We start from the raw sequence: 17,041 nt of genomic DNA on the forward strand, positions 1-17,041 counted from the left end.
CGGCCGATAGTCTGATCGGACCGGCGAGACTCCGTCCCATGGGAGCATCACAGGTGGCCGCCTCCAGCTGGCCGATCCCACCTGAGGGCGGCTGGACCGCCGACGACCTGGACCGGATTCCGGATCTTCCTCCGCACACGGAGCTGATCGACGGGAGCCTGGTCGTCGTCAGTCCGCAGACCGTCTTTCACTCACGCACGGTCGACTTCTTCAACGAGCGGCTTCATTCCGTGGCGCCTGAGGATCTTGAGGTGGTGCGGGACTTCACCATCGACATCGACCGCCAGAACCGGCCCGAACCGGACGTGGTCGTCGTGCGCGGGGACGCCGTGGAGGGCGCCGAACAGACCCGCTTCCCGGCGCAGGCCGTCATCCTGGCCATCGAGGTCGTCTCGGAGGACTCCGTCTCCCGCGACCGCGAGACCAAGCCCCTGAAGTACGCCCGGGCGAAGATCCCCCACTACTGGCGGGTCGAGAACGCGAAGGGCCGCGCCGCCGTGCACGCCTTCGAGCTGGAGCCGACGACCGGCACGTACACCAGCGTGGGGATCTTCCGCGAGCGGATGAAGGCGGACGTCCCCTTCTCCGTGGACCTGGACCTCACCCAGATCAGGACGCGTCGTAGCGCGCCGCAGTAGTCCGGCAGGAGACGGCGGAGGCCCGGCACCCCCGAGCGGTGCCGGGCCGCGGTGTGTCCGCAGCACGCGTCAGCGCACGAAGACGCCCGCCTGGTTCGCCAGGTCCAGGAAGTACTGCGGCGCCACACCGAGCACCACCGTGACGGCGACGCCGATGCCGATCGCCGCCATCGTCAGCGGCGAGGGCACGGCGACGGTCGGTCCCTCCGGCCGGGGCTCGCTGAAGAACATCAGCACGATCACCCGGATGTAGAAGAACGCCGCGATCGCCGACGAGATCACACCGATGACCACCAGCGGGACCGCGCCGCCCTCGGCCGCCGCCTTGAACACGGCGAACTTCCCGGCGAACCCGGACGTCAGCGGAATGCCGGCGAAGGCCAGCAGGAACACCGCGAACACGGCCGCGACCAGCGGCGAACGCCGGCCGAGCCCGGCCCACCTGGACAGGTGCGTCGCCTCGCCGCCCGCGTCGCGCACCAGGGTGACCACGGCGAACGCGCCGATCGTCACGAAGGAGTACGCCGCCAGGTAGAAGAGGACGGAGGAGACGCCGTCCTTCGAGGTCGCGATGACACCGGCGAGGATGAAGCCCGCGTGCGCGATCGACGAGTACGCCAGCAGCCGCTTGATGTCGGTCTGGGTGATCGCCACGATCGCGCCGCCCAGCATGGTGACGATCGCGACCGCCCACATGACCGGCCGCCAGTCCCAGCGCAGACCGGGCAGGACGACGTACAGCAGCCGCAGCAGCGCGCCGAACGCCGCCACCTTGGTCGCCGCCGCCATGAAGCCGGTCACCGGGGTCGGCGCGCCCTGGTAGACGTCCGGCGTCCACATGTGGAAGGGCACCGCGCCCACCTTGAACAGCAGGCCCATGACGACCATCGCGCCGCCGATCAGCAGCAGCGCGTCGTTGCCCATCGTGTTGGCCAGGGCCGGGTCGACGCTGGTGACGGTGCCGTCGACGACCTGCGCGATCGTCGCGTACGACACCGAGCCCGCGTAGCCGTACAGCAGCGCGATGCCGAACAGGGTGAAGGCGGAGGCGAACGCGCCGAGCAGGAAGTACTTGACCGCGGCCTCCTGCGACATCAGACGCTTGCGGCGGGCCAGGGCGCACAGCAGGTAGAGCGGGAGGGAGAAGACCTCCAGGGCGATGAACAGGGTCAGCAGGTCGTTCGCCGAGGGGAAGACCAGCATGCCGGCGACCGCGAACATCAGCAGCGGGAACACCTCGGTGGTGGTGAACCCGGCCTTCACGGCGGCCTGCTCGCTGTCGCTGCCCGGTACGGACGAGGCCTGCGCGGCGAAGGAGTCGACCCGGTTGCCGTGCGCCGCCGGGTCCAGGCGACGCTCGGCGAAGGTGAACAGGCCGACCAGACCGGCCAGCAGGATGGTGCCCTGCAGGAACAGCGACGGCCCGTCGACGGCGATCGCGCCCATCGCCGCGATGTGCGCCTTCGTCGTGCCGTACCCGTCCGCCGCGAGCGCGACCACCGCGGCGAAGGCGGCGCACAGTGCCACGACGGACACGAACACCTGGGCGTAGTAACGGGATCTGCGCGGCACGAACGCCTCGATCAGCACCCCGACGATCGCCGCGCCGACGATGATCAGGGTCGGCGACAGCTGTGCGTACTCGATCTTCGGCGCGTCGATCTTCGAGATCGGGTCGGCCGCGGTTGTCCACAGGCTGTGGACGGCTGCTGCGCTCACTTGGCCGCCTCCACCTCGGGCTTGGGGTCGGTCTTCTGTACATCGGACATGGTCTGCTTGACCGCCGGGTTGACGATGTCCGTGACGGGCTTCGGGTAGACGCCCAGGAAGATCAGCAGCACCACCAGCGGGGCCACCACCAGCAGCTCACGCACCCGCAGGTCGGGCATCTTGGCGACCTCCGCCTTCACCGGGCCCGTCATCGTCCGCTGGTACAGCACGAGGGTGTAGAGCGCGGCGAGGACGATGCCGAAGGTGGCGATGATCCCGATCACCGGGTAGCGCGTGAACGTGCCGACCAGGACCAGGAACTCGCTCACGAAGGGCGCGAGGCCCGGCAGGGACAGGGTCGCCAGGCCGCCGATCAGGAATGTGCCCGCGAGCACCGGGGCGACCTTCTGCACGCCACCGTAGTCCGCGATGAGCCGCGAGCCGCGCCGGGAGATCAGGAAGCCCGCGACCAGCATCAGCGCGGCCGTGGAGATGCCGTGGTTGACCATGTAGAGCGTGGCGCCGGACTGGCCCTGGCTGGTCATCGCGAAGATGCCCATGATGATGAAGCCGAAGTGCGAGATCGACGCGTAGGCCACCAGCCGCTTGATGTCACGCTGGCCCACGGCGAGCAGTGCCCCGTAGATGATGCTGATCAGGGCCAGGACGAGGATGACCGGTGTCGCCCACTTGCTCGCCTCCGGGAACAGTTGGAGGCAGAAGCGGAGCATCGCGAAGGTGCCCACCTTGTCGACGACCGCGGTGATGAGGACGGCGACCGGGGCGGTTGCCTCACCCATGGCGTTGGGCAGCCAGGTGTGCAGCGGCCACAGGGGCGCCTTCACCGCGAACGCGAAGAAGAAGCCCAGGAACAGCCAGCGCTCGGTGCTGGTCGCCATGTGCAGTGAGCCGTTGGCCCGCGCCTGCGCGATCTCCTGGAGGCTGAAGTTCCCGGCGACCACGTAGAGCCCGATCACCGCGGCCAGCATGATCAGACCGCCGACCAGGTTGTAGAGCAGGAACTTCACCGCGGCGTACGACCGCTGTGTCGCCGCCGCCTTCTCCCCGTGTTCGTGAGCACGGTCCCCGAAGCCGCCGATGAGGAAGTACATCGGGATCAGCATGGCTTCGAAGAAGATGTAGAAGAGGAAGACGTCGGTCGCCTCGAAGGAGATGATCACCATCGCCTCGACGGCCAGGATCAGGGCGAAGAAGCCCTGGGTCGGCCGCCAGCGGCGGCTGCCGGTCTCCAGCGGGTCGGCGTCGTGCCAGCCCGCGAGGATGATGAACGGGATCAGCAGGGCGGTCAGCGCGATGAGGGCGACCGCGATGCCGTCCACGCCCAGCTCGTATCTGACCCCGAAGGCCTTGATCCAGGTGCGGGACTCGGTGAGCTGGTAGCGGTCGCCGCCCGGGTCGAAGCGGACCAGGATGACGATCGCCAGGGCGAGCGTGGCGAGCGAGACCAGCAGGGCCAGCCACTTGGCGGCGGTGCGTCGCGCGGCCGGCACGGCCGCCGTGGCGACCGCCCCGACGGCCGGGAGCACCGCCGTCGCTGTCAGCAGGGGAAAGGACATCGGTATCAGACCGCCCTCATCAGCAGGGTCGCGGCGACCAGGAGTGCCGCACCGCCGAACATCGAGACCGCGTAACTGCGCGCGAAGCCGTTCTGCAGGCGGCGCAGCCGTCCGGAAAGACCGCCGAATCCGGCCGCCGTGCCGTTGACGACCCCGTCGACCAGGGTGTGGTCGACGTACACCAGGGAGCGCGTCAGGTGCTCTCCGCCGCGGACCAGGACGACGTGGTTGAAGTCGTCCTGGAGCAGGTCGCGCCGGGCGGCCCGGGTGAGCAGCGAGCCGCGCGGGGCGAGGGCCGGGACCGGGCGGCGGCCGTACTGCGCGTAGGCGATCGCGACACCGATCACCAGCACCACCATCGTGGCGAGGGTGACGGTGAGGGCGCTGACCGGTGAATCGCCGTGCGAGTGGCCGGTGACCGGCTCCAGCCAGTGCAGGAAACGGTCGCCGACGCTGAAGAGCGCACCGCCGAAGACCGAGCCGACGGCCAGCACGATCATCGGGATCGTCATGACCCTGGGTGATTCGTGCGGGTGCGGTTCGGCGTGTTCGCCGCGATGCTCGGCGGCCGGCTCCACGCTGGGCTCCGCCGGGGAGGCGGTCCTGGCGTGCCGCCAGCGCTCTTCTCCGAAGAACGTCATCAGCATCACGCGGGTCATGTAGTACGCGGTGATGGCCGCGCCGAGCAGGGCCGCGCCGCCGAGGATCCAGCCCTCGGTGCCGCCCTTGGCGAAGGCCGCCTCGATGATCTTGTCCTTGGAGAAGAAGCCGGACAGACCCGGGAAGCCGATGATGGCGAGGTAGCCGAGGCCGAAGGTGACGAAGGTGACCGGCATGTACTTCCGCAGGCCGCCGTACTTCCTCATGTCGACCTCGTCGTTCATGCCGTGCATGACCGAACCGGCGCCGAGGAACAGCCCGGCCTTGAAGAAGCCGTGCGTCACCAGGTGCATGATCGCGAAGACGTAGCCGATCGGGCCGAGGCCCGCCGCCAGCACCATGTAGCCGATCTGCGACATCGTCGAACCGGCCAGGGCCTTCTTGATGTCGTCCTTCGCACAACCGACGATCGCACCGAACAGCAGCGTGACCGCGCCCACGATGGTCACCACGAGCTGCGCGTCCGGCGCGGCGTTGAAGATCGCCGCCGAGCGGACGATCAGGTACACACCGGCGGTCACCATGGTCGCCGCGTGGATGAGGGCCGAGACCGGGGTCGGGCCCTCCATCGCGTCCCCGAGCCAGGACTGCAGCGGCACCTGCGCGGACTTGCCGCACGCGGCGAGCAGCAGCATCAGGGCGATCGCGGTGAGCTTGCCCTCGGTGGCGCCGCCCGCGAGACCGGGTTCGGTGTGGGTGCCGAGCAGCGGGCCGAAGGCGAAGGTGCCGAAGGTGGTGAACATCAGCATGATCGCGATCGACAGGCCCATGTCGCCGACGCGGTTGACCAGGAATGCCTTCTTCGCCGCGGTCGCCGCGCTGGGCTTGTGCTGCCAGAAGCCGATCAGCAGGTAGGAGGCGAGACCGACGCCCTCCCAGCCGACGTACAGCAGCAGGTAGTTGTCGGCGAGGACGAGCAGCAGCATCGCCGCGAGGAACAGGTTCAGATAGCCGAAGAACCGGCGGCGCCGCTCGTCGTGCTCCATGTACCCGACCGAGTACAGATGGATCAGCGAGCCGACGCCGGTGATCAGCAGGACGAACGTCATCGACAACTGGTCGAGGCGGAAGGCCACGTCGGCCTGGAAGCCCTCGACCGGGATCCAGCTGAACAGGTGCTGGGTGAGGGTGCGGTGTTCGGCGTCCTTGCCGAGCAGGTCGGTGAAGAGGATCACGCCGATCACGAAGGAGGCCGCCGACAGGACCGTGCCGACCCAGTGGCCGACGGCGTCCAGACGCCGGCCGCCGACCAGCAGGACGGCCGCTCCGAGCAGGGGCGCCGCGATCAGCAGCGCGATCAGGTTCTCTGCGTTCATACGGTCCAGCGCCCCTTACAGCTTCATCAGGCTGGCGTCGTCGACCGAGGCCGAATGGCGGGTACGGAACAGCGACACGATGATCGCGAGCCCGACCACGACCTCCGCGGCGGCGACGACCATCGTGAAGAAGGCGATGATCTGGCCGTCGAGATTGCCGTGCATCCGGGAGAAGGTGACGAGCGTCAGGTTGCACGCGTTGAGCATCAGCTCGATACACATGAACACGACGATCGCGTTGCGCCTGATGAGCACGCCCGTGGCGCCGATCGTGAACAAGAGGGCGGCGAGATAGAGGTAGTTGACGGGATTCACTTCGACGCCTCCTCGGGCCGCTTGGCGATCGACGGCTCGATCTCGGTGCGCTCCAGCCGCTCCTCCGCGCGCTGTTCGAGGGCACGCAGGTCGTTCAGCGCCTCCGCCGACACGTCACGGATCTGACCGCGCTCACGCAGCGTCTTGTTGACCGTCAGCTCGGACGGGGTGCCGTCGGGCAGCAGACCCGCGATGTCCACCGCGTTGTGCCGGGCGTACACGCCGGGGGCCGGCAGCGGCGGCAGGTGCGCTCCCTCACGCACCCGCTGCTCGGCCAGCTCCCGCTGGGTCTTGGCACGCTCGGTGCGCTCCCGGTGGGTGAGCACCATAGCGCCGACGGCGGCTGTGATGAGCAGGGCGCCAGTGATCTCGAAGGCGAAGACGTACTTGGTGAAGATGAGGGAGGCGAGGCCCTCCACATTGCCGTTCGCGTTCGCCCGGCCGGTGCCGTTGAACTCCTTCAGGGAAGCGTTCGCGATGCCCGCGAACAACAGGACGCCGAAGCCGAGCCCGCACAGGAGGGCCAGCCAGCGCTGCCCCTTGATGGTCTCCTTCAGGGAGTCCGCCGCGGTCACGCCGACGAGCATCACCACGAACAGGAACAGCATCATGATCGCGCCGGTGTAGACGACGATCTGCACGATGCCCAGGAAGTAGGCGCCGTTGGCGAGGTAGAACACCGCCAGGACGATCATGGTTCCGGCGAGGCAGAGCGCGCTGTGCACGGCCTTCTTCATGAAGACGGTGCCCAGGGCGCCGAGCACGGCGATGGTGCCGAGCACCCAGAACTGGAAGGCCTCCCCGGTGGAGGTGGTGTACGCGGCGAGTGGCGCGGTCATGCCTCCACCCCCTCCTCCTCGGGCTTCTCACCCTTGGAGTCGGCGACCTGGCGTACGGTGCCCGGCGCGGCCTCCGTGACGAGCCCGCGGTAGTAGTCCTGCTCGTCCATGCCCGGGAAGATCGCGTGCGGGGTGTCCACCATGCCCTCTTCGAGTCCGGCGAGCAGTTGCTCCTTGGTGTAGATGAGGTTGGCCCGGCTGGAGTCGGCCAGTTCGAACTCGTTGGTCATCGTGAGCGCGCGTGTGGGGCACGCCTCGATGCACAGGCCGCACAGGATGCAGCGGGCGTAGTTGATCTGGTAGACGCGGCCGTACCGCTCGCCCGGCGAGTAGCGTTCCTCGTCGGTGTTGTCGGCGCCCTCCACGTAGATGGCGTCGGCGGGGCAGGCCCAGGCGCACAGCTCGCAGCCGACGCACTTCTCCAGGCCGTCCGGATGGCGGTTGAGCTGGTGCCGTCCGTGGAACCGCGGGGCCGTGGTCTTCTTCTGTTCCGGGTACTGCTCGGTCAGCCGCTTCTTGAACATGGCCTTGAAGGTCACGCCGAAGCCGGCCACGGGGTTCTGGAAACCAGGCGACGTGTGCCCGGCCTCCTTGGGCTCCTCAGCCATCGGACGCCTCCTTTCCATCCGAAGATCCGTCACTGACAGTGTCCGACCCACCACTGACAATCAGCTCCCGGTCGCGGCGCGGGCGGCGCCGCGGCACCGGCGGCAGATCCTGTCCGGGCAGCGGCGGCACCGGGAATCCGCCCGCCATCGGGTCGAATCCCGCCTCCCCGGCCGGCCGCTCGGCCGCCTTCGCCTTCTCCATGAACATGTCGACGACGAAGGACAGAAGCAGCAGGGCGAGGACGCCACCGCCCACGTAGAGCACGATGTCGCCGAAGTCGTAGTTCTCGTTCCGCAGGGCCCGCACGGAGGCGACGAGCATCAGCCACACCACGGAGACCGGGATGAGGACCTTCCAGCCGAGCTTCATCAGCTGGTCGTAGCGGACGCGCGGGAGCGTGCCGCGCAGCCAGATGAAGAAGAACAGCAGCAACTGGACCTTGATGACGAACCAGAGCAGCGGCCACCAGCCGTGGTTCGCGCCCTCCCAGAACGTGCTGATCGGCCAGGGAGCCCGCCAGCCGCCGAGGAAGAGCGTGGTCGCCACGGCCGAGACCGTCACCATGTTCACGTACTCGGCGAGCATGAACATCGCGAACTTGATCGACGAGTACTCGGTGTTGAAGCCGCCCACCAGGTCGCCCTCGGACTCCGGCATGTCGAACGGGGCGCGGTTGGTCTCGCCGACCATCGTGACGATGTACAGGATGAAGGAGACCGGCAGCAGCAGGATGTACCACTGGTCGTGCTGCCGTTCGACGATCGTCGACGTGGACATCGACCCCGAGTAGAGGAACACCGAGGCGAACGCGGCGCCCATGGCGATCTCGTAGGAGATCATCTGCGCGCAGGAGCGCAGGCCGCCGAGGAGCGGGTAGGTCGATCCCGAGCTCCAGCCGGCGAGGACGATGCCGTAGATGCCGACCGAGGCGACCGCGAGGATGTACAGCATCGCGATCGGCAGGTCAGTGAGCTGCATCGTGGTGCGGTGGCCGAAGATCGAGACCTCGTTGCCCGCCGGGCCGAACGGGATCACCGCGATCGCCATGAACGCCGGGATGGCGGCGACGATCGGCGCGAGGACGTACACCACCTTGTCCGCGCGTTTGACGACGACGTCCTCCTTGAGCATCAGCTTGATGCCGTCGGCGAGCGACTGGAGCATGCCCCAGGGGCCGTGCCGGTTGGGGCCGATGCGCAGCTGCATCCAGGCGACGACCTTGCGTTCCCACACGATGGAGAACAGCACGGTCACCATCAGGAAGGCGAAGCAGAACACCGCCTTGACGACGACCAGCCACCAGGGGTCGGTGCCGAACATCGAGAGGTCTTCAGCGGCGACGTACGGGCTCATGCCTCCACCTCCTTGGGGGCCTGGTCGGCGGGCGTCGCCGGGCCGATGCGGACGAGGGAGCCGGGCCGGGACCCGGTGTCGGAGGCGACGCCGCCGCCCACGGAGTTCAGCGGGAGCCACACCACCCGGTCGGGCATCTCGGTGATCTTCAGGGGGAGTTCGACCGACCCGGCGGGGCCGGTGACGGTGAGGATGTCGCCGTCCGCGACGCCCGCCTCGGCAGCTGTCGCGGCCGACACGCGCGCGCGTGCCGCGTGCCGGGTTCCGGCCAGCGCCTCGTCTCCCTGCTGCAGGACACCCTGGTCGAGCAGCAGCCGGTGCCCGGCGAGCAGTGCCTCGCCCGCGGCCGGACGCGGCGGCGCGAAGGCCGTCTCCAGCGGCTCGGAGGCCCGCGGTCCGTCCCAGCCGCCGAGCCGGTCCAGTTCCGCGCGCGTGGTGCGCAGGTCCGGCAGGCCCAGGTGGACGTCCATGGCGTCGGCCAGCATCTGCAGGACGCGCGCATCGGTCGGCGGCAGCCGCCGGGTCATCTGGTCGGGCTTGAGCGCCGCCTCGAAGAAGCGGACCCGGCCCTCCCAGTTGAGGAAGGTGCCCGCCTTCTCGGCGACCGCGGCGACCGGGAGCACGACGTCGGCGTGCTCGCTGACCTCGCTGGGCCGTTGCTCCAGCGACACCACGAAACCGGCCTCGGACAGCGCCGCACGCGCGCGTGCCGGATCGGGCAGGTCGGCGATCTCCACGCCCGCGACGAGCAGCGCCTGCAGTTCGCCGTTCGCGGCGGCGGCCACGATCTCGCCGGTGTCGCGGCCGTAGCGGTGCGGGAGTTCGGACAGGCCCCAGACGGCCGCGACTTCCTCACGCGCGCGCGGGTCGGTCGCCGGACGACCGCCGGGCAGCAGCGACGGCAGCGCGCCCGCCTCGATCGCCCCGCGCTCCCCGGCCCGGCGCGGAATCCACACCAGCCGGGCGCCGGTCGCGGACGCGGCCCGCACGGCGGCGGTGAGGCCGCCGGCCACCCCGGCAAGCCGCTCTCCGACGACGATCACCGCGCCCTCGGCACGCAGCGCCTCGGCCGCACTGGTCCCGGCCCCTTCCAGGCCGAAGCCACTGGCGAGCGCGTCCAGCCATTCGGTCTCGGTGCCCGGAGCCGCGGCCAGCAGCGTGCCGCCGGCCTTCTCCAGGCCCCGGGTGGCGTGTGTGGCCACCGAGAACACCTGCTGCTTGTGCTTGCGCCACGCCTTGCGCAGCCGCAGGAAGACGCCGGGCGCCTCCTCCTCCGACTCGAACCCGACCAGCAGGACGGCGGGCGCCTTCTCCAAGGAGGTGTACGTGACACCCGTACCGTCCAGGTCACGGCCGCGGCCGGCGACCCGGGAGGCCAGGAAGTCGGCCTCCTCGCTGCTGTGCACGCGCGCGCGGAAGTCGATGTCGTTGGTGTCGAGCGCCACGCGCGCGAACTTGCTGTAGGCGTACGCGTCCTCGACGGTCAGCCGGCCGCCGGTGAGGACGCCGGTCCTGCCGCGCGACGCCAGCAACCCCTGGGCGGCGATCTGCAGGGCGTCCGGCCACGACGCCGGCTCCAGCTCGCCCTCCGCGTTGCGCACCAGCGGGGTGTCGAGCCGGTCCTTCAACTGGGCGTACCGGAAGGCGAACCGCCCCTTGTCGCAGATCCACTCCTCGTTGACCTCGGGGTCGAGTCCGGCGAGCCGCCGCATGACCTTGCCGCGCCGGTGGTCCGTGCGCGTCGCGCAGCCGCCGGAGCAGTGCTCGCACACGGACGGTGAGGACACCAGGTCGAACGGGCGGGAGCGGAACCGGTAGGCCGCCGACGTGAGCGCGCCGACCGGGCAGATCTGGATCGTGTTCCCGGAGAAGTACGACTCGAAGGGGTCGCCCTCGCCGGTGCCGACCTGCTGGAGCGCGCCCCGCTCGACCAGTTCGATCATCGGGTCGCCCGCGATCTGGTTGGAGAACCGGGTGCAGCGGGCGCACAGCACGCACCGTTCGCGGTCGAGCAGCACCTGCGCGGAGATGGGGACGGGCTTCTCGTAGGTCCGCTTGCGCCCCTCGAAGCGGGACTCGGCGTTGCCGTGCGACATCGCCTGGTTCTGCAGCGGGCACTCGCCGCCCTTGTCGCAGACCGGGCAGTCCAGCGGGTGGTTGATGAGCAGCAGCTCCATCACGCCGTGCTGGGCCTTCTCGGCGACCGGCGAGGTGAGGTGGGTCTTCACCACCATCCCGTCGGTGCAGGTGATCGTGCAGGACGCCATGGGCTTGCGCTGGCCCTCGACCTCCACGATGCACTGCCGGCAGGCGCCGGCCGGGTCGAGCAGGGGATGGTCGCAGAAGCGGGGGATCTCGATGCCGAGTTGCTCGGCGGCCCGGATGACCAGGGTGCCCTTGGGCACACTGATCTCGACGCCGTCGATCGTCAGCGTGACGAGGTCTTCCGGCGGGACCGCCGCTTCTCCCCCGCCTGAGGGAGCGCTGGTGGTCACGGTCATGCGTTCACCTCCGGGCGGTCGGCCCAGGCCGTCGACTTGGCCGGGTCGAAGGGGCAGCCCCGGCCCGTGATGTGCTGCTCGTACTCCTCGCGGAAGTACTTGAGCGAGGAGAAGATCGGCGAGGCGGCGCCGTCGCCGAGGGCGCAGAAGGACTTGCCGTTGATGTTGTCGGCGATGTCGGCGAGCTTGTCGAGGTCGGCCATGGCACCCTTGCCGGCCTCGATGTCCCGCAGCAACTGCACGAGCCAGTACGTTCCTTCGCGGCAGGGGGTGCACTTGCCGCAGGACTCGTGGGCGTAGAACTCGGTCCAGCGGGTCACCGCGCGCACGACGCAGGTCGTCTCGTCGAAGCACTGCAGGGCCTTGGTGCCGAGCATGGAACCCGCGGCGCCCACTCCTTCGTAATCAAGAGGGACGTCGAGGTGCTCGTCGGTGAACATCGGCGTCGAGGAGCCGCCCGGCGTCCAGAACTTGAGGCGGTGGCCGGGGCGCATCCCGCCGCTCATTTCCAGGAGCTGGCGCAGGGTGATGCCGAGCGGCGCCTCGTACTGGCCGGGGCTGGCGACGTGGCCGCTGAGCGAGTAGAGCGTGAAGCCGGGGGACTTCTCGCTGCCCATCGACCTGAACCATTCCTTGCCGTTTTTCAGGATGGCGGGAACCGACGCGATGGATTCGACGTTATTCACCACAGTCGGGCAGGCATAGAGCCCTTCGACAGCAGGGAAAGGGGGACGCAGCCGCGGTTGGCCGCGGCGGCCTTCGAGCGAGTCGAGCAGCGCGGTCTCCTCACCGCAGATGTACGCGCCGGCGCCGGCGTGCACGGTGAGTTCGAGGTCGAGTCCGCTGCCCAGGATGTTCTCGCCGAGGTAGCCGGCCGCGTAGGCCTCGCGCACGGCCTCGTGCAACCGCCGCAGAACGGGGACGACTTCACCACGCAGATAGATGAAGGCATGCGACGACCTGATGGCATAACACGCGATGACAATGCCCTCGATGAGGCTATGCGGGTTCGCGAAGAGGAGCGGGATGTCCTTGCACGTCCCGGGCTCCGATTCGTCGGCGTTGACAACTAGATAGTGTGGTTTTCCATCACCCTGGGGAATGAACTGCCATTTCATTCCCGTCGGGAACCCCGCGCCGCCGCGCCCACGCAGACCGGAGTCCTTGACGTACGCGATCAGGTCGTCCGGCGACATGGCGAGCGCCGTGCGCAGTCCCTCGTATCCCTCGTGCCTTCGGTACACGTCCAGCGTCCAGGACCTGTCCTCGTCCCAGAAGGCCGACAGCACGGGTGCGAGCAGCTTCTCGGGGCTGTGGTCCTTGAGTTCGGCTGCCACGGTCATCACTCCCCCTCCTCGGCGGTAGGCCCTGCCGGGTGGGCCGGGTCGGATGCCGATGTCTCCTGCGGCGCGTCATGGGAACTGAGGTGTTCGGCCGGCGACGGCTCGTGCACCGTGTCCTGCGGCGCCTCCTGCGGACCGCCGCGCGGATGGACCACGCGCGCGGGTGCGTCCTCCCCCCTTGCCAGGCGGAGGCCCACCAGCGACGCGGGTCCCGCACTGCCGCCCTCCTCGACGGCCCCTGGCCGCTCGTCGGGGAAGCCGGCCAGAATCCGCGCGGTCTCCTTGAAGGTGCACAGCCGGGCCCCGCGCGTGGGCTGCACGGGCCGGTCCGCGCGCAGGTCGTCGACCAGGCGCGTGGCGCTCGCCGGGGTCTGGTTGTCGAAGAACTCCCAGTTGACCATCACGACCGGCGCGAAGTCGCAGGCCGCGTTGCACTCGATGTGTTCCAGGGTGACCTTGCCGTCGTCGGTGGTCTCGCCGTTGCCGACACCCAGGTGCTCCTGAAGCGTTTCGAAGATCGCGTCGCCGCCCATCACCGCACACAGCGTGTTGGTGCACACGCCCACCTGGTAGTCACCGGACGGCCTGCGCCGGTACATGGTGTAGAAGGTGGCGACCGCGGTGACCTCGGCCGTGGTCAGCCCCAGCATGTCCGCGCAGAACTGCATCCCGGTGCGCGTGACGTGGCCCTCCTGCGACTGCACGAGGTGCAGCAGCGGCAGCAGGGCGGAGCGGGAGTCGGGGTAGCGCGCGATGACCTCGCGCGCGTCGGCCTCCAGCCGGGCCCGTACGTCGTCCGGGTACGCGGGCGCGGGCAGTTCGGGCATGCCCAGGCTGACGCCCCGCTCCGAAGAAGAGGTGGTCACCGGTCGACGCCTCCCATCACGGGGTCGATGGACGCTACGGCGACGATCACGTCGGCGACCTGGCCGCCCTCGCACATCGCCGCCATGGCCTGCAGGTTGGTGAAGGACGGGTCCCGGAAGTGGACCCGGAAGGGGCGGGTGCCGCCATCGGAGACGGCGTGCACGCCTAGCTCGCCCTTGGGTGATTCGACCGCCGCGTACGCCTGTCCCGGCGGGACGCGGAAGCCCTCCGTGACGAGCTTGAAGTGGTGGATCAGGGCCTCCATGGAGGTGCCCATGATCTTCTTGATGTGGTCGAGGGAGTTGCCGAGCCCGTCCGGTCCCAGGGCGAGCTGGGCGGGCCAGGCGATCTTCTTGTCGGCGACCATCACCGGTCCCGGCTGGAGCCGGTCCAGGCACTGCTCCACGATCCTGAGCGACTGGCGCATCTCCTCCAGGCGGACCAGGAAGCGCCCGTAGGCGTCGCAGCTGTCGGCGGTCGGGACGTCGAAGTCGTACGTCTCGTAGTCGCAGTACGGCTGCGTCTTGCGCAGGTCGTGCGGCAGGCCGGTGGAGCGCAGGATCGGGCCGGTGGCGCCGAGGGCCATGCAGCCGGCCAGGTCGAGGTAGCCGATGTCCTGCATGCGGCCCTTGAAGATGGGGTTGCCGGTGGCGAGCTTGTCGTACTCCGGGAGGTTCTTCTTCATCTTCTTCACGAACTCGCGGATCTGGTCCACCGCCCCGGGCGGCAGGTCCTGGGCGAGTCCGCCGGGACGGATGTACGCGTGGTTCATCCTGAGGCCCGTGATGAGCTCGTAGATGTCGAGGATCATTTCCCGGTCACGGAAGCCGTAGATCATGATCGTGGTGGCGCCCAGCTCCATGCCGCCGGTGGCGATGCACACCAGGTGGGAGGACAACCGGTTCAGCTCCATCAGGAGTACCCGGATGATCTTGGCCCGTTCGGTGATGTCGTCCTCGATGCCGAGGAGCTTTTCCACGGCGAGGCAGTAGGCGGTCTCGTTGAAGAAGGACGTCAGGTAGTCCATGCGCGTCACGAACGTGGTGCCCTGGGTCCATGTCCGGTATTCGAGGTTCTTCTCGATGCCGGTGTGCAGGTAGCCAATGCCGCAGCGGGCCTCGGTGACCGTCTCGCCCTCGATCTCCAGGATGAGCCGGAGCACTCCGTGGGTGGAGGGGTGCTGGGGTCCCATGTTGACGACGATGCGTTCGTCGTCGGCGCGGGCCGCCGTCTGGACGACCTCGTCCCAGTCGCCACCGGTGACCGTGTATACGGTGCCCTCGGTGGTCTCGCGCGCCGAAGCCGCCGACGCCGCGGATGCTGACTGCGTGCTCACGAGTAAGACCTCCGCTGGTCCGGAGCCGGGATCTGGGCGCCCTTGTACTCGACGGGGATGCCGCCGAGGGGGTAGTCCTTGCGCTGCGGATGGCCCTGCCAGTCGTCCGGCATCATGATCCGGGTCAGGGCCGGGTGACCGTCGAAGACGATGCCGAAGAAGTCGTAGGTCTCGCGCTCGTGCCAGTCGTTGGTCGGGTAGACGGCGACCAGCGAGGGGATGTGCGGCTCGCTGTCCGGGGCGCTGACTTCGAGACGGATCAGCCGGTTGTGGGTGATCGAGCGCAGGTGGTAGACGGCGTGCAGCTCGCGGCCCTTGTCGTGCGGGTAGTGGACGCCGCTGACGCCGGTGCACAGCTCGAAGCGCAGGGCCGGGTCGTCGCGCAGGGTGCGGGCGACCCGGACCAGGTACTCGCGCTCGATGTGGAAGGTCAGCTCGCCCCGGTCGACGACCGTCTTCTCGATGGCGTTGTCCGGGACGAGTCCCTGCTCCTCCAGGGCTCCTTCGAGTTCGTCGGCGACCTCGTCGAACCAGCCCCCGTAGGGGCGGGTGGCCGGTCCCGGGAGTCGGACCGAACGCACCAGGCCGCCGTAGCCGGAGGTGTCACCGCCGTTGTTGGCGCCGAACATGCCGCGCTGGACGCGGATCTCCTCACCGCCCTCGCCGCGCTGGCCGGGGAGGTTGGAGGCGGAGAGGTCCTTCTCGGGGTTCACGCCGTTCGCGCCGCCGGTGCCGTTCGCGTCGCTCATCGCAGCAGCCCCTTCATCTCGATCGTGGGCAGGGCCTTGAGCGCCGCTTCCTCCGCCTCGCGGGCCGCTTCCTCCGCGTTCACGCCCAGCTTGGAGGACTGGATCTTCTTGTGGAGCTTGAGGATCGCGTCCATCAGCATCTCGGGCCGGGGCGGGCAGCCGGGGAGATAGATGTCGACGGGGACGATGTGGTCGACGCCCTGGACGATCGCGTAGTTGTTGAACATGCCGCCCGAGGAGGCGCAGACGCCCATGGAGATCACCCACTTCGGGTTGGGCATCTGGTCGTAGACCTGGCGCAGCACCGGCGCCATCTTCTGGCTGACCCGGCCCGCGACGATCATGAGGTCAGCCTGGCGCGGTGAGCCGCGGAAGACCTCCATGCCGAAGCGCGCCAGGTCGTAGCGGCCGGCGCCGGTCGTCATCATCTCGATGGCACAGCAGGCGAGGCCGAACGTCGCGGGGAAGACGGACGACTTGCGCACCCAGCCCGCGGCCTGCTCGACGGTGGTCAGCAGGAATCCGCTCGGCAGCTTTTCTTCGAGTCCCATGTCCTAAGGCCCCTCAGTCCCATTCCAGGCCGCCGCGCCGCCATACGTACGCGTACGCGACGAAGACGGTGAGCACGAAGAGCAGCATCTCCACGAGCCCGAAAACACCCAGGGCGTCGAAGGTGACGGCCCAGGGGTAGAGGAAGACGATCTCGATGTCGAAGACGATGAAGAGCATCGCCGTCAGGTAGTACTTGATCGGGAAGCGCCCGCCGCCGGCCGGCGTGGGGGTCGGCTCGATGCCGCACTCGTAGGCTTCGAGCTTGGCGCGGTTGTACCGCTTGGGCCCGATCAGCGTGGCCATGACCACGGAGAAGATCGCAAAGCCTGCCCCGAGGGCTCCCAGTACGAGGATGGGCGCATACGCGTTCACCGCTCCTCGCTCCTCTCAGTCGGCACTGACTGCTGGCGGTTGGCATCGGGCTCACATCCGCCCCACCGGTCCCACGAGCCCCGCTGGTCCCGGGCGAAGATCGAGAACATGTGAAGCAGGTCACAAGCCCAACTGCCTCGCATCTTATGCCCGCCACTCTGTGATCTGCGACACGGGGTATTGGACGAGCTTTGTGATCTCCACCACCTGACGAAGGATCATGAAGTCGGATGAGCGGTGATCTTCGCACGCGAAGCGTCCGAGTGATCACCAGAGGTGACATTTTCGCTCGTCATCCCAGGCA

15 protein-coding genes are annotated in these 17,041 nt (G+C 68.8%); 1 reads left to right on the forward strand and 14 read right to left on the reverse strand.

Annotation, left to right across the window (positions count from 1 at the left end; translation table 11 throughout):
- Nucleotides 1-38: 38 nt before the first annotated feature.
- Entirely contained in the window at nucleotides 39-638 is a 600-nt protein-coding gene (locus ACIRFL_RS17995; RefSeq protein ID WP_404029389.1) for a Uma2 family endonuclease, read from the forward strand.
- A 69-nt stretch (nucleotides 639-707) separates the two neighbouring features.
- On the opposite strand, the gene nuoN is transcribed toward ACIRFL_RS17995, so the two are convergent.
- Genes nuoN through ACIRFL_RS18065 form a run of 14 tightly spaced genes read right to left on the reverse strand, consistent with a single transcriptional unit; the run spans nucleotide 708 to nucleotide 16,737 of the window.
- Nucleotides 708-2,357 (reverse strand): NADH-quinone oxidoreductase subunit NuoN, encoded by a 1,650-nt coding sequence (gene nuoN / locus ACIRFL_RS18000; protein WP_404029391.1) that lies wholly within the window; start codon nucleotides 2,355-2,357, stop codon nucleotides 708-710.
- The gene (locus ACIRFL_RS18005) at nucleotides 2,354-3,925 is read right to left on the reverse strand and encodes an NADH-quinone oxidoreductase subunit M (protein ID WP_404029393.1); all 1,572 of its coding nucleotides are present in this window, start codon (nucleotides 3,923-3,925) and stop codon (nucleotides 2,354-2,356) included. The genes nuoN and ACIRFL_RS18005 overlap by 4 nt, the downstream gene beginning before the upstream one ends.
- Before the next feature lie 5 nt (nucleotides 3,926-3,930).
- On the reverse strand, nucleotides 3,931-5,901 hold the full coding sequence (nuoL, locus tag ACIRFL_RS18010; RefSeq protein ID WP_404029395.1) for an NADH-quinone oxidoreductase subunit L: 1,971 nt from the start codon (nucleotides 5,899-5,901) through the stop codon (nucleotides 3,931-3,933).
- 15 nt (nucleotides 5,902-5,916) lie between these two features.
- A complete protein-coding gene (gene nuoK, locus ACIRFL_RS18015) occupies nucleotides 5,917-6,216 on the reverse strand; it encodes an NADH-quinone oxidoreductase subunit NuoK (RefSeq protein WP_351737198.1) in 300 nt (99 codons plus the stop codon).
- The gene (locus tag ACIRFL_RS18020) at nucleotides 6,213-7,055 is read right to left on the reverse strand and encodes an NADH-quinone oxidoreductase subunit J (protein WP_404029398.1); all 843 of its coding nucleotides are present in this window, start codon (nucleotides 7,053-7,055) and stop codon (nucleotides 6,213-6,215) included. The genes nuoK and ACIRFL_RS18020 overlap by 4 nt, the downstream gene beginning before the upstream one ends.
- Complete coding sequence (gene nuoI / locus ACIRFL_RS18025; RefSeq protein WP_404029400.1) at nucleotides 7,052-7,663, reverse strand: NADH-quinone oxidoreductase subunit NuoI; 612 nt, start codon at nucleotides 7,661-7,663, stop codon at nucleotides 7,052-7,054. The genes ACIRFL_RS18020 and nuoI overlap by 4 nt, the downstream gene beginning before the upstream one ends.
- Nucleotides 7,656-9,017, reverse strand: coding sequence for an NADH-quinone oxidoreductase subunit NuoH (nuoH, locus tag ACIRFL_RS18030; RefSeq protein ID WP_404029402.1), 1,362 nt, complete (start codon nucleotides 9,015-9,017; stop codon nucleotides 7,656-7,658). Before nuoH ends, nuoI begins: the two co-directional genes overlap by 8 nt.
- On the reverse strand, nucleotides 9,014-11,518 hold the full coding sequence (locus ACIRFL_RS18035; protein WP_404029404.1) for an NADH-quinone oxidoreductase subunit G: 2,505 nt from the start codon (nucleotides 11,516-11,518) through the stop codon (nucleotides 9,014-9,016). The genes nuoH and ACIRFL_RS18035 overlap by 4 nt, the downstream gene beginning before the upstream one ends.
- Complete coding sequence (nuoF, locus tag ACIRFL_RS18040) at nucleotides 11,515-12,864, reverse strand: NADH-quinone oxidoreductase subunit NuoF (RefSeq protein WP_404029406.1); 1,350 nt, start codon at nucleotides 12,862-12,864, stop codon at nucleotides 11,515-11,517. The genes ACIRFL_RS18035 and nuoF overlap by 4 nt, the downstream gene beginning before the upstream one ends.
- Nucleotides 12,861-13,727 (reverse strand): NADH-quinone oxidoreductase subunit NuoE, encoded by an 867-nt coding sequence (gene nuoE / locus ACIRFL_RS18045; RefSeq protein ID WP_404029408.1) that lies wholly within the window; start codon nucleotides 13,725-13,727, stop codon nucleotides 12,861-12,863. The genes nuoF and nuoE overlap by 4 nt, the downstream gene beginning before the upstream one ends.
- Nucleotides 13,724-15,064 carry an NADH-quinone oxidoreductase subunit D gene (locus ACIRFL_RS18050; protein ID WP_404029410.1) on the reverse strand — a complete coding sequence of 447 codons (1,341 nt, stop codon included), beginning with the start codon at nucleotides 15,062-15,064 and terminating at the stop codon, nucleotides 13,724-13,726. Before ACIRFL_RS18050 ends, nuoE begins: the two co-directional genes overlap by 4 nt.
- Entirely contained in the window at nucleotides 15,061-15,813 is a 753-nt protein-coding gene (locus tag ACIRFL_RS18055; protein WP_404029412.1) for an NADH-quinone oxidoreductase subunit C, read from the reverse strand. Before ACIRFL_RS18055 ends, ACIRFL_RS18050 begins: the two co-directional genes overlap by 4 nt.
- On the reverse strand, nucleotides 15,810-16,364 hold the full coding sequence (locus tag ACIRFL_RS18060) for a NuoB/complex I 20 kDa subunit family protein (RefSeq protein ID WP_404029414.1): 555 nt from the start codon (nucleotides 16,362-16,364) through the stop codon (nucleotides 15,810-15,812). The genes ACIRFL_RS18055 and ACIRFL_RS18060 overlap by 4 nt, the downstream gene beginning before the upstream one ends.
- 13 nt (nucleotides 16,365-16,377) lie before the next feature.
- Nucleotides 16,378-16,737 (reverse strand): NADH-quinone oxidoreductase subunit A, encoded by a 360-nt coding sequence (locus tag ACIRFL_RS18065; protein WP_007383963.1) that lies wholly within the window; start codon nucleotides 16,735-16,737, stop codon nucleotides 16,378-16,380.
- Between the last annotated feature and the right edge of the window lie 304 nt (nucleotides 16,738-17,041).

Source organism: Streptomyces sp. NPDC102462 (genome assembly GCF_044765425.1).
In the GTDB taxonomy this organism is placed as follows: Bacteria; Actinomycetota; Actinomycetes; order Streptomycetales; family Streptomycetaceae; genus Streptomyces.